Origin of the sequence: Pseudonocardia lacus, assembly GCF_018531445.1 — a bacterium.
In the GTDB taxonomy this organism is placed as follows: Bacteria; Actinomycetota; Actinomycetes; order Mycobacteriales; family Pseudonocardiaceae; genus Pseudonocardia; species Pseudonocardia lacus.
This window is the reverse complement of the sequence record NZ_JAHDTH010000032.1, coordinates 40,181-52,276: the sequence shown is the minus strand read 5'-3', so window position 1 is coordinate 52,276 and position 12,096 is coordinate 40,181. Positions and strand designations below refer to the sequence as shown.

Sequence of the window (12,096 nt, the reverse complement as noted above, 5' to 3'; positions counted from 1 at the left end):
GCCGCCCCCAGCGCGGCCACCGGCGGGATGCGGGCGGCGGCCAGCGCGGGCGCGAGCGCGGCCAGCACGGTGGCCAGCACCGCGACGAGCAGGCAGCCGAGCATCCCGGCCCACGGCACGACGAGCGCAACGGCCGCCCCCGGGCCCAGCAGCGCGAGCACGCCGGTCACGCCGTAGCCGAGCAGCACCGCCAGGCCGACCCCCAGCGTCCCCGCGACCAGCCCGGACACCGCGGCCTCGGCCAGCACCGCCCGCACCACCTGGCCGCGCCGGGCCCCGACGCAGCGCAGCAGCGCGAGCTGGGTGCGCCGCTGGGTCAGCACGATCCGGAACGTGGAGGCGACCACGACCGCCGCGGCCACCATCGCCAGCCCGGCGAACACCCCCACGCCGAGCAGCACACCCGCGACGGTCCGCGAGCTCGACTCGACCTCCGCCAGCCGCTGCTCGTCGCCGCTGAGCACGGCCCCCGGCGCCCCGACGGCCGCGCCGACGCCCGTCACGAGCGCCTGCTCGTCCGCGCCGGGGGCGGCGGCCACGTCGATCTGGGCCAGTTGCGCCCCCATCGACCCGATCGCCTCCGGAGTGCCGATGAGCGTGTTGACCCCGTCGTGGCGCACGTCGACGACGCCGGTGACGGTCACCGCCCGGGGCGGCCCTCCGTCCGGGGTGACGGTGAGCGACGCACCGGGCCACAGACCCGTCCGCTCGGCGGTGGCCCCGCCCACGACGACCTCGTCCGGCGCCGCGGCGACCCGGCCCTGCACCGGCACCGGCAGCCGCGTCAGCGGCCCGACCATCGGGTCGGACCCGACCTCCCAGCGGGTGGTCGAACCGGCCCCGCTGACCGGCAGCAGCGCCACCCAGTGCGGGACGGCCTCCGCGACGCCGGGCACGCCCGCCGCGGCGGCGGCCAGCGCCGCCCCGTCGGGCTCGGGGTCGGGCAGGTCCGCGCCGAGCACGACGACCGCCGCCCCGGCGGGCGTCTGCTGGGCGCGCTCGCTCACGTAGCCGCGCAGCGTCTCGGCCAGCAGCAGCGTGCCGGCCGCGAACACCGTGGCCACCAGCACCGCGAGACCGGTGAGCAGCAGCCGGGCCGGGCGGCGCCGGGTCTCGGCCAGCAGCGCGCCCGCCGCCGCTCCGATCACCGCCCCGCTCCGGCCGGCGCGGGTCGGTCAGCGCCGATCGGCCTGCCGGCCCGGCGGTCGCGATGCGCCTCGACGGCCTCCAATAACGGGAACAGCGCCATCGTCAGCAGGACGAGCACCCCGACCATCCAGCCCGCGACGCCCAGCGTCGCCCAGATCACGTCCACCATGGGCGGAACGATCGCGGAGCGGGCGGGTCCGCCACCTCGGCCGGAGGTCCGATCCGGGCGCGGGCCCTCGTACTTCCGGCCGAGCCGACCTCAGCGGCGGGCGCGACCCGCGGGCCGCCGCGAGGCGGGACGGCACGCGGCGGACGGCAGTGCGGCGCCTTCCCCGGCGGGCCCGGTTCGACGGACCCGCCGGGGGACGGGCGCTAGTTCTTGATCGTCTCCCGGGGCAGCCCGAGGATCCGCTCCGCGATGACGTTGCGGCTGACCTCCGACGTCCCGCCGGCGATCGTCATGGCCCGCTGGTAGAGGTAGTTCAGCGCCAGCTCCGGCTCGCCGCCGGTGACCGCGGCCGCGCCGGCGATCCGCATCCCCAGCTCGCTGACGCGCTGCCCGTGCTCGGCGCCGAGCAGCTTGCTGACGTTGCCCTCCACCGACGGCTCGGCCCCCAGCACCGCCCGCTCCACGGTCCGCAGGTTGAGCAGCTCGATGCCCGCCTCCACGGCGATCAGCGCGCCGACCTCGCGGGTCAGGCCGGTGTCGCCCGGGGCGTGCTTGTCGACCAGGCGGAGCAGCTTGCGGGCCGAGAAGCCGGCCCGCTGCCCGCCGATGCTGACCCGCTCGTTGGCCAGCGTCGCCCTGGCCACCGCCCAGCCCGCGCCCGGCTCGCCGACGACGTCCTCGTCGGGCACGAAGACGTCGTCGAAGAACACCTCGTTGAACATCGAGTGCCCGGTGATCTCCTTGAGCGGGCGCACGGTGACCTCCGGCGCGGTCAGGTCGATGACCATGGCGGTGATGCCGGCGTGCTTGGAGGCGTCCGGGTTGGTGCGGATGGTGGCCAGGCCGCGCTGGCAGTGCTGGGCCCCGGAGGTCCACACCTTCTGCCCGGTGACCCGCCAGCCGCCGTCCACCTTGACCCCGCGGGTCTGCACGGCCGCGGCGTCCGACCCGGCGCCGGGCTCGCTGAACAGCTGGCACCAGACCTGCTCGCCGAGCAGGCCGGGGCGCACCCAGCGCTCGATCTGCTCGGGCGACGCGGTCTGGGTGAGGGTGAGCAGCACCCAGCCGCCGATGCCGTAGTTGGGCAGGCCCAACCCGACCAGCTCCTGCTCCAGCACCAGCTGCTCGACCGGCCCGGCCCCGCGGCCGAACGGCCGCTGCCAGTGCGGCACGAGGTAGCCCTCCTCCAGGGCCAGCCTGCGCTTCTCGCCCTCGGCCGCGTCCCGGTACCGCTGGGCGAAGTCGCGCGCGCTCACCCGGAACTGCTCGGCCTCCGGCGGCAGCGCGACGTCGCGCTTGCGGCGCACGCCGGCCGCGACCCGGGCCGCGACGTCGGCGGTGGCGGCGTCGCGCGGGGCGGCGAGCGCGGCCAGCGCCGTCGCCCGGCGCAGGTAGAGGTGGGCGTCGTGCTCCCAGGTGAAGCCGATGCCGCCGTGCACCTGGATGTTCATCCGGGCGTTCTGCAGGTAGGCGTCGACCGCGACGGCGGCGGCGGTCGCGGCGGCCAGGTCGGCCTGCCCGTCCGCGTCGTCACCGTCGCCGGGCTCGGCGCGGGCCGCGTCCCACGCGGTGGCCACGGCCAGCTCGCTGCGCACCTGCATGTCGGCCAGGTGGTGCTTGATGGCCTGGAAGCTGCCGATGATGCGGCCGAACTGCTCGCGGACCTTCGCGTAGGCCAGCGCCATGTCCAGGGTGGCCCGCGCGCCACCGGCCGCCTCGGCGGCGGCCAGCACCCGCAGCAGCCGGGTCGCCGACGCGGCCGCACCGGCCAGCACCTCGCCCGCCCCCTCGACGTGCACGGCCGCGAGACCCAGCGACGGGTCGAACCCGTCGAGGGCCGAGACCCGCACCGCGTCGCCGCGCAGCACGACGACGTCGTCGCCGCTGCGGACCAGGTGCAGCGCCGCCCACACCGCGCCCAGCGCCGGGCCGGCGTCGCCGCGCCCGTCGGCGCCGACCGACCCGACGACGGCCAGCGAGGCCGGGGTGCTGCCGTCGGCCAGCCCCGGCAGCAGGGCGGCTTGCTGCTCCGCGGTGCCGTGCCGCGCGACCAGCGCGGACGCGACGGCCGTCGACAGCAGCGGTCCGCCGTGCACCTCGCGACCCAGCCCTTCCAGCACGACGGCCAGTTCGGGCAGCCCGTAGCCGGAGCCGCCGTGCTCCTCGGGCAGGTGCAGCCCGGCCCAGCCCAGCCCGGCGAGCTGCTTCCACAGCGGGTCGGGGTCGGCACCGGGCGCGGGCGGGTCCACCGCGGCCTTGCGGGTCGCGGCCCGCGCCCCCTGCTCGACCGCGAACTCGCGCACCACGCCGCTGAGTTCGGCGTGCTCCTCGGTGATCGCCAACGCCATGCCAGGCACCTTCTTCCGCAGACCGCTCCGTCCCGGCGAAGAGTATTCGCTTTGCGAGCCCAGCAGCAGCCCCCTGCGCCGTCCAGGCCTGGACACCGACCGCGCGCGAATTAGAGTGTCCGGAAAACCGCGCTCGCTGGGGAGGCCCCGTGGAGATCAAGGGCAAGAAGGCCATCGTGTTCGGGGGCGCGTCCGGCATGGGCCGGGCCAGCGCCGAGGCGATGGCCGCGCGCGGCGCGGACGTCGCCGTCGTCGACCGCCCCGGGTCGGCGGGCGAGGAGGTGGCGGCCGCCTTCGGCGGCACTTACCTGGAGATGGACGTCACCGACTTCGAGGGCACCGAGCGGGTTATCGACGAGGCGGTCGAGCGCCTGGGCGGGCTGCACGTCACGGTGACCACGGCCGGTGGGGGCGCGGCGAAGCGCACCCTGGGCAAGGACGGCCCGCACGACCTGGAGACGTTCCGCCGGATCATGGATCTGAACGCGGTGGCCACGTTCAACATCAGCCGGCTGGCCGCCGCGCACATGGCCCGCAACGAGCCGGAGGACCCGGAGGAGACCGGGGAGCGCGGCGTCATCGTCAACACCGCCTCGATCGCCGCGTTCGAGGGCCAGATCGGCCAGGTCGCCTACACCGCGACGAAGGCCGCGATCGCCGGGATGTGCCTGACCATGGCCCGCGACCTCGGCTCGCTGGGCATCCGGGTGCTGGCCATCGCGCCGAGCCTGTTCGACACCGGCGTGCTCAAGGGCCGGATCACCGACGAGCAGAAGCACGCCCTGACCAAGGACGCCGCGTTCCCGCGCCGGATGGGCCGGCCCGTGGAGTACGCCAAGCTGGTGCTGGCGATCGTGGACAACCCGATGCTCAACGGCCAGTGCCTGCGCCTGGACGCCGGCCAGCGCTTCGCCCCCCGCTGACGAACTCCCGTCGAGAACGAAGTCGTCGCGAATTGGACCGGTCCATTTCGACGACAGCTTCGTTCTCGACGGGAACGGGCACGGGGGTTCAGCCCGGCGCGCCCGTGGTGGCCTGGGCGGTGAGCCGGTCGAGCAGCACCCGGCGCAGCACCTTCCCGCTGGGCAGCCGCGGGAACTCCGCCTCGATGCTGACCGACGTCGGTGCCTTGAAGTGCGCGATCCGCTCGCGGGCGAAGCTGCGCAGCTCCTCGGCCAGCGCGGCGTGATCGACACCGGGGTCGGCCGGCTGGACGACGGCGTGCACCCGCTGGCCCATCTCCTCGTCGGGCAGGCCGATCACGGCCACGTCGGCGACCGCGGGGTGCAGCACCAGCACGTCCTCGACCTCGCGCGGGTAGATGTTCACCCCGCCGGAGATGATCAGGTCGGAGCGCCGGTCGGACAGGTACAGGAAGCCGTCCTCGTCGAGGTGGCCGAGGTCGCCCAGGGTGCTCCAGCCGCGGTCGTTGTACGCGCTCGCGGTCTTCTCGGGGTCGTTGTGGTAGGTGAACCCGACGCCCTCGGACTCGAACCAGATCGTGCCGACCGCGTTCGGGCCCAGCTCGTTGCCCTCGGCGTCGCAGATGTGGACCTTGCAGTTCGCCGGCTGGCCGACCGAGCCGCGGCGCTGCGCCCAGGTGATGCTGTCGATCAGGCACATGCCGTTGCCCTCGCTGCCGGCGTAGTACTCCAGCAGCACGGGGCCCCACCAGTCGATCATCTTCTGCTTGACGTCGATCGGGCACGGCGCGGCCGCGTGGATGGCCATCCGCATGCTGGAGACGTCGTAGGCGGCCCGCTCGGCCTCGTCGAGCTTCAGCATCCGCACGAACATCGTGGGCACGAACTGGCCGTAGTTGATCCGGTAGCGCTGGATCAGCTCCAGCGAGGCGCGGGCGTCGAAGCGCTCCATGACCACGACGGTGCCGCCGTTGCGGATCGTGCCGACCGACCAGGCCAGCGGGGCGGCGTGGTAGAGCGGGCCCGGGCACAGGTAGACCGTGTCGGGCCCGAACCCGAAGGCCTCCCCCAGCCGCTGATCCAGCGCGTTCCCGGTGCCGAACGGGGCGCCGGACAGCTGCGGCAGGATCCCCTTCGGCCGGCCGGTGGTGCCCGAGGAGTACCACATGTAGCCGCCCTCGACCTCGTCGTCGATCGGGGTGGTCGGCAGGCCGGCGACGGCGTCGTCCAGCGACTCCTGGCCCTCCACCCGCCCGATCGTGACCCGCGACTCCAGCAGCGGCGACTCGGCGGCGGGCGCGGCGATGTCCTCCAGGTCGGCTCCGGAGACCAGCATCCGGGCCCCGCAGTCCCGCACGATGTAGGCCGCCTCGGCCGCGGAGAGGTGCCAGTTGACCGAGGTGTGCAGCAGGCCGGCGCGCTGGGCCCCGAAGACCACCGCGAACACCTCGAGCTGGTTGCGCAGCAGGATCGCCACGTGGTCGCCGGGGCGCAGGCCCCGGCTGCGGAACAGCCGGGCGATGCGGTTGGAGCTGTCCTCCAGCTCGCGGAACGACATCGTGGCTCCGGTGCCCCCCATGATCACGGCGGGCTTGTCGCCGTGCGTGGCGGCCAGGGTGCTCAGGTGCATGTGCGGTCCACCCTCCCAGGCCCGCGTCTGCGTCGATGCGGGTCCACGGCGACAGTAACCGCCGCACCGGGCTCCGGTCAGCCATTGAGTGCCCGGCTTTCGGTACCCCGACCGACCGCGGGCGGCCGGCCGGATATCCACTCACCCCCGCTGACCAGGTCGGGGACGGATTGAGTAGCCCTCATTCGGCACCGGGCGTTGACAGACCCGCCCGCCGGCCGTCGAATGGGGGCGACGATCATCCAACGGCGAAGGGGCCTGGGCGATGGCAGACCGCGGCGACGGGGCGCTCCCGCGCTACCGCGACCTCCCGGAGACCGACGGCGGTGCCCGGTCCGGCTGGCACCTGTTCGGCGAGGACGACTCCGTCGGGCTGCTGAACCTCGTGACCCCGGAGAAGGCCGTGCAGGCGGCCGGACTGGTCCGCAAGGGCGCGGTGTTCCCGCTCGACCTGCCCTCGGACTTCCTGGACCCGCCGCTGTTCGGGCGCGGGGCCGACCGGCGGACGACGCTGGTCACCCGCCCCGGCCTCACCCTCGACGACGTGCACGACAACTTCTACCCGCAGTCGGGCAGCCAGTGGGACGCGCTGGCGCACGTCGCGTTCGGCCCGGAGCGGTTCTACAACGGGCGCACCCAGCAGGACGTCGCGGAGGGTTCCAACACGATCGACCACTGGGGCGCCCGCGGCGTCGTGACCCGGGCCGTCGTGCTCGACGTGGCCGGCGTCGTCGAGGAGCGCGGCGGGCCGGGCACGGCGGTGGCGCTGGGCGTCGCGGACCTGGAGGCGGCGCGCCGGGCGGCCGGCGTGGAGATCACCACCGGCGACGCGCTCGTCCTGCACACCGGCTTCCTCGGCTGGTACGCCACGCTGGCCCGGCCGGAGCGGGTGCGCGCCGCCGACCGCAACACATTGGCGGCCGTCGGGATCGAGCACACCCCGGAGATGGCCGAGTACCTCTGGGACCTGCACATCGCCGCGGCCGTCACCGACGCGCCCGCGCTGGAGGTCTGGCCGCCCGACCTCCGCCCCGAGGCGTGGCCGTGGGGCTTCCTGCACCACGTGCTGATCGGGCAGTTCGGGCTGGCCATCGGCGAGCTGTGGTGGCTGCACGACCTCGTCGAGGACTGCCGCGCCGACGGCCGCTGGGAGGTGATGCTGTCCAGCGCGCCGATGCGGGCGAAGGGCGGCATCGGCTCCCCGGCCAACGCGCTGGCGCTGAAGTAGGCCCGCGGTGCGCACCCTGCGGATCCGCCAGGTGGCGGTGGCGGCGGCCGACCGGGAGGCGGTCTGCCAGGTGTGGCGGCGCGAACTGGGGCTCGGCGAGCCGTTCGTCGACCCGCTCGTCGGCCGGTGGGGCCTGCACAACGCCGTGTTCCCGGTCGGCGACGCCTTCCTGGAGGTGGTCAGCCCGCACACCCCCGGGGCGGGCTCGCCCGCCGAGCGGCACATGGCCCGCCAGGGCGGCGACTGCGGCTACATGGCGATCTTCCAGGTCGACGACCTCGACGACGGCCGCCGCCGCCTCGCCACCAACGGGATGCGCTCGGTGCTCGACGTCGACGACTACGACGACATCCGGTCGACGCACGTGCACCCGGCCGACGTCGGCGCGGCGATCATCTCGCTGGACCAGGCCGAGCCGCCGTCGTCGTGGCGGTGGGGCGGGCCGCACTGGGCCGAGCGGTCGCGGGCGGTCGTCGCGGACGGCATCGCCGGCGTGCGGCTGGCCGGACCGGATCCGGCGGCGCTGCTCGACCGGTGGTCGCGCGCGCTCGCGATCGAGCCCGACGGCGACCGGCTCGTCCTGGACGACCGGTCAACCGTGACGGTCGGCGAGGGCGAGCGCGCGGGCCTGGTCGGCGTCGACCTGTGGGCGGCTCCGGGCTCGGCGATGGTGTCGTTCGAGGTCGCGGGGACCACGTTCCGCTCCGTGCGGAGGTGACTACGGTCCCGGGATGATCATCGCCGGACTCGCGACGCTCGACCCCGCCGCCCCGCTGGACGACCTGGAGCCGCTGGCCGAGCGGCTGCGCGGGGCGCGGGTGTGGCGATCGGCGAGAGCGCGCACTTCGTCCGCGAGTACGCGCTGCTGCGCCACCGGCTCACGCGGTTCCTGGTCGGGCGCTGCGGGTTCACGGCCTTCGGGATGGAGTCCGGGTTCAGCGAGGGCCTGGCCGTCGACGCCTGGACGCGCGGCGGCCCCGGCGACCTCGACGCGCTGGGCCGCCACGGCCTCACCTACCGGATGGGCCGCTGCCCGGAGGTGCGCGCGCAGCTGAGCTGGATGCGCGAGATGTCGCTGCCGTTCGTCGGGCTGGACGTGCCCGGGTCCACCGCCTCGCCGCTGCCCGCGCTGCGCAGCGTGCGGCGCAGGCTGGAGGCCATCGACCCGGCGGCGCTCCCGCTGGTCGACGCGCTGGTCGCCCGGGTCCAGGGGTACGCCGACGAGCACGCCCCTCCGGCCCAGCGCCGCTACGCCGGGCTCGACGCGGCCGACCGGGACGCGATGACGGCCGCGCTGGCCGACCTGGCGGTGCACCTCGACGCGCTCGACGACGGCTCCGACGCCCACGACGTCGTGCGCCACGAGCTGCGCCTCGCCCGCCTGCTCGACCACGGGCTGCGCGGCATCGTCCAGCTGATGGCCGGGGAACGGCCGACCGGTCTCACCGCGCGCGACCGCGGCATGGCCGAGACCGTGTTCCGGGCGCTGGAGCGGGGGCGGGCCGGACGCCCGGATCGTCGTGGGCGCGGCGAACAGCCACATCCAGCGCACCCGCATGCCGCTGCCGGGGGTGGACGAGCAGGCGGTGCCGGGCAGCCACCTGGCGGCCCGCTTCGGCGCGGGCTACGTGGCGCTCGCGGTGACCGCAGCGGGCGGCACCACCCCCACCCGCCGGCCCGACCCGCACGCCCCCGGCGGGGTGGCGGTGGTCGACGTGGAGCTCGACGCCCCGGTCGTGGGCAGCGTCGAGGCCGTGGTGCCCGGCGGTTCCGCCGTCGATGCGCGCGACCTACCCGGCGCCGCGGACCGGATCCGGGTGCTGGACACCTACCAGCCCGTCCCGGTCGCCCGCGCGTATGACGCGGTCGCCGTCCTCGACCGCATCTCCCCCCGTCGACCGCGACGAGTGGGAGTCGTGACCCGGCGGGTCCTGGTATACCGGGTGATGTGATAGCCGACTATCACTACCGCTCGGCCAGCGACCATCGGGGGACCAGCACATGAGCGAGACCACCACCGCCGCCGAACTGCCCGTCTACATGCGCCGCGACGGCTTCGACCCGGCCCCGGAGCTGGGCGCGCTGCGGGAGGGCGAGCGGGTCGGCCGGGCCCGCAGCCCGTTCGGCGTCGACGTCTGGGTGCTGACCCACCACGACGACGTCCGCGCCGCGCTCGCCGACTCCGCCCGGTTCAGCAACGCGACGCCGATGCGCGGCATGCCGGGCATGCCGGTGCCGGACGCGGCCACGCTCGCCCGGATGCGGGCGGGCAATCCCCTGCTCGCCGACCCGCCCGAGCACACCCGGCTGCGCCGCCTGCTCACCCCCGAGTTCACCGTGCGCCGGATGCGCAGGCTGGAGCCGCGCATCCACGAGATCGTCGACGAGCGCCTCGACGCGATGCAGCGCTGCGGCCCGCCCGCCGACCTGATCTCCTCGTTCGCGCTGCCCGTCCCGTCGCTGGTGATCTGCGAGCTGCTCGGCGTGCCCACCGAGGACCGGGCGGGCTTCGAGCACCGCACCAGCCGACTGCTCGACATGTCCGTCCCGCCGGGCGAGCGGATGCGCCTGCAGGCCGAGTCCCGCGAGTACATGGCGCGGCTGGTCGCGCGCGAGCAGCGCGACCCCGGCGAGGCCATGCTGGGCATGCTGGTCCGCGAGCACGGCGACGACCTGAGCACCGACGAGCTCATCGGCATCGCCAACATCCTGCTCATCGCCGGGCACGAGACGACGTCGAACATGCTCGGGCTGGGCACGCTGGCCCTGCTGCGCCACCCCGACCAGCTGGCGCTCGTGCGCGACGACCCGGACGCCGTGGCGCCCGCCGTCGAGGAGCTGCTGCGCTGGCTGTCGATCGTGCACACCGGCGTCGTGCGCACGACCACGACGGAGGTCGAGATCGGCGGGACGCGGATCGGCGCGGGCGAGCTGGTGGTCTTCGCGCTGCCGGCGGCCAACCGCGACCCCGACGCCACCACCGACCCCGACCGCCTCGACATCACCCGGGGCGAGGTCGGTCACCTGGCGTTCGGCCACGGCGTGCACCACTGCCTGGGCGCGCCGCTGGCCCGCATGGAGATGCGGGTGGCGTTCCCGGCGCTGCTGCGCCGGTTCCCCGGCCTGGCCGAGGTGCCGGGCACGGCGGCGTTCCGGTCGTTCCACGTCGTGTACGGGCTGACCGGCCTGGAGGTGACCTGGTGAGCGCCCCGCGAACGGGCACCGTCCGGGTGCTCGCCGACCGCGACGTCTGCGTCGGCGCCGGCAACTGCGTGTTCGCCGACGAGGCCGTCTTCGACCAGGACGACGACGGGTTGGTCGTGGTGCTGGTCGAGGAGCCGCCCGACGGCGATGGCGTGCGCCGGGCGGTGCAGACCTGCCCGTCGGGTGCGTTGCGGCTGATCGACGGCTGACCGACGGCACGGGTGTTAACGTGCGCAAATGCCCGGAATCCGGCGGCGGTCCGACGCCGTGCGCAACCGCGCGCGGATCGTCGCCGCGGCCGTGGCCGCGTTCGAGGACGGCGGGCCGCAGGTGCGCCTCGAGGACCTCGCCGAGCGCGCGGGCGTCGGGGTGGCCACCGTGTACCGGCTCTTCGGCGGCCGCGACGGGCTCGTCGGGGCCGCGTTCGAGACGGTGTTCGGCGCCGAGATCGAACCGCTCGCGCAGGCCGCCCGCCGGGCCGCCGACCCGGCGACCGGGCTGCGCGACGTGCTCGGCGCGACGCTGGAGCGGGTGGCCGCGCACCGCGGGCTGTTCCGCGCGGCGCGCGACTCCGGCGTGCTGGGGGTGGACGTCGCCGAGCGCTACCTGCGCGACCTCGGCGACGTCCTCGGCGCGGCCCAGCGGGCCGGCGCGGTGCGCCCGGACGTCTCGCTGCGCGACGTGGCCGCGGTGCTGGTGATGGTGCTGGCGGTGGTGCGGGAGGGTGACCCCGACGGCGCGGACCGCCGCCGGTACCTGTCCCTGCTGCTCGACGGCCTGCGCCCGGGCGCACCGGCGCTCCCCCCGCCGGCCGCGACCGGGTGGGAACCCCCGGTGCCGCCCGCCCACGGCGAGTGCTCGCCCGTCGGCTGACCACGGACGCACGCAGCGTGAGTTCACGGTGCCGTATCGCAGCCGTGTTGGGCCCGACTCCGGCCCTCGGTACCAACGAGGGCATGACCCGCCCGCCCGCATCCGGCCCGACCGGCAGGTCCGCCGCGGTCGGCGACCTGTTCGCCGCGCTCGAGGGCCTGCTGATCTCCTACCAGGCCCTGCCCGACGACGAGCGGGAGACCCGCTGGGACGCCGAGGCCGAGCTGATCACCGGCGCGGTGGCGCTGCACCTGAGCACGGCGCGCGGCCGCATCGCGGCGCGGTCGACGCCCTCCTCCTCGTCACGGGCGATCCCGCCGGCGCGGCAGCTGCCCGATCCCGCCGCGGAGACCGGACCCGCCGACGACCGCCGACCCGCCTGACTCCCGTCCCGACCTCCGCACACGGCGGAAATCCGCCATCCGCTCCCGCTGCCGCCGAACGCGTGTCGGTGCCCGCCAACACGTGTCCGCTTCGCGCAATTGGTTCGACTGAACGGCCGTACGCCGTACCCGCTGTCTGATCTAACCGCCGCCGCCGCGGAAACAGCGCCGTCACGAATCGCCGTTCCG

The 12,096-nt window shown here is 75.3% G+C and carries 12 protein-coding genes and 1 pseudogene; 9 read left to right on the top strand and 4 right to left on the bottom strand.

Translation table 11 applies throughout. The features are described from left to right. The 3 genes from KIK08_RS41630 to KIK08_RS09815 form a co-directional block, all read right to left on the bottom strand. Positions 1–1,148 (bottom strand): ABC transporter permease (locus tag KIK08_RS41630; protein ID WP_214402726.1); only part of this gene is annotated, 1,148 nt, incomplete at its 3' end. Next, complete coding sequence (locus tag KIK08_RS09820) at positions 1,145–1,318, bottom strand: hypothetical protein (protein WP_214402725.1); 174 nt, start codon at positions 1,316–1,318, stop codon at positions 1,145–1,147. The genes KIK08_RS41630 and KIK08_RS09820, both read right to left, overlap by 4 nt. Before the next feature lie 203 nt (positions 1,319–1,521). Then, a complete protein-coding gene (locus tag KIK08_RS09815) occupies positions 1,522–3,666 on the bottom strand; it encodes an acyl-CoA dehydrogenase family protein (protein ID WP_214402724.1) in 2,145 nt (714 codons plus the stop codon). A 149-nt stretch (positions 3,667–3,815) separates the two neighbouring features. On the opposite strand from KIK08_RS09815, the gene KIK08_RS09810 reads away from it, so the two are divergent. Then, positions 3,816–4,589: an SDR family NAD(P)-dependent oxidoreductase gene (locus KIK08_RS09810; protein ID WP_214402723.1), complete on the top strand. Its 774-nt coding sequence runs from the start codon at positions 3,816–3,818 to the stop codon at positions 4,587–4,589. A gap of 88 nt (positions 4,590–4,677) precedes the next feature. Here the strand turns inward: KIK08_RS09810 and KIK08_RS09805 are convergent, their stop codons facing one another. Continuing rightward, positions 4,678–6,219: an acyl-CoA synthetase gene (locus KIK08_RS09805; RefSeq protein ID WP_214402722.1), complete on the bottom strand. Its 1,542-nt coding sequence runs from the start codon at positions 6,217–6,219 to the stop codon at positions 4,678–4,680. A 265-nt stretch (positions 6,220–6,484) separates the two neighbouring features. Between KIK08_RS09805 and KIK08_RS09800 the strand changes: the two genes are divergently transcribed. The 8 genes and pseudogenes from KIK08_RS09800 to KIK08_RS09765 all read left to right on the top strand — a co-directional run bounded on the left by KIK08_RS09800 (position 6,485) and on the right by KIK08_RS09765 (position 11,907). Next, positions 6,485–7,447, top strand: a complete 963-nt coding sequence (locus KIK08_RS09800) for a cyclase family protein (protein ID WP_214402721.1) — start codon at positions 6,485–6,487, stop codon at positions 7,445–7,447. Between the two features lie 7 nt (positions 7,448–7,454). Continuing rightward, a complete protein-coding gene (locus tag KIK08_RS09795; protein WP_214402720.1) occupies positions 7,455–8,165 on the top strand; it encodes a VOC family protein in 711 nt (236 codons plus the stop codon). A 204-nt stretch (positions 8,166–8,369) separates the two neighbouring features. Continuing rightward, positions 8,370–8,882, top strand: a pseudogene (locus tag KIK08_RS42210) (erythromycin esterase family protein); the annotation flags it as partial. Positions 8,883–9,003: 121 nt separating this feature from the next. Continuing rightward, positions 9,004–9,399 (top strand): TraB/GumN family protein, encoded by a 396-nt coding sequence (locus tag KIK08_RS09785; RefSeq protein ID WP_250556660.1) that lies wholly within the window; start codon positions 9,004–9,006, stop codon positions 9,397–9,399. 49 nt (positions 9,400–9,448) lie between these two features. Beyond that, the gene (locus KIK08_RS09780; RefSeq protein WP_214402718.1) at positions 9,449–10,651 is read left to right on the top strand and encodes a cytochrome P450; all 1,203 of its coding nucleotides are present in this window, start codon (positions 9,449–9,451) and stop codon (positions 10,649–10,651) included. Further along, a complete protein-coding gene (locus KIK08_RS09775) occupies positions 10,648–10,860 on the top strand; it encodes a ferredoxin (RefSeq protein ID WP_408004655.1) in 213 nt (70 codons plus the stop codon). The genes KIK08_RS09780 and KIK08_RS09775 overlap by 4 nt, the downstream gene beginning before the upstream one ends. Positions 10,861–10,888: 28 nt before the next feature. Continuing rightward, positions 10,889–11,524 (top strand): TetR/AcrR family transcriptional regulator, encoded by a 636-nt coding sequence (locus KIK08_RS09770; RefSeq protein ID WP_214402717.1) that lies wholly within the window; start codon positions 10,889–10,891, stop codon positions 11,522–11,524. 83 nt (positions 11,525–11,607) lie between these two features. Further along, a complete protein-coding gene (locus KIK08_RS09765; protein WP_214402716.1) occupies positions 11,608–11,907 on the top strand; it encodes a hypothetical protein in 300 nt (99 codons plus the stop codon). The last annotated feature ends 189 nt before the right edge of the window (positions 11,908–12,096 follow it).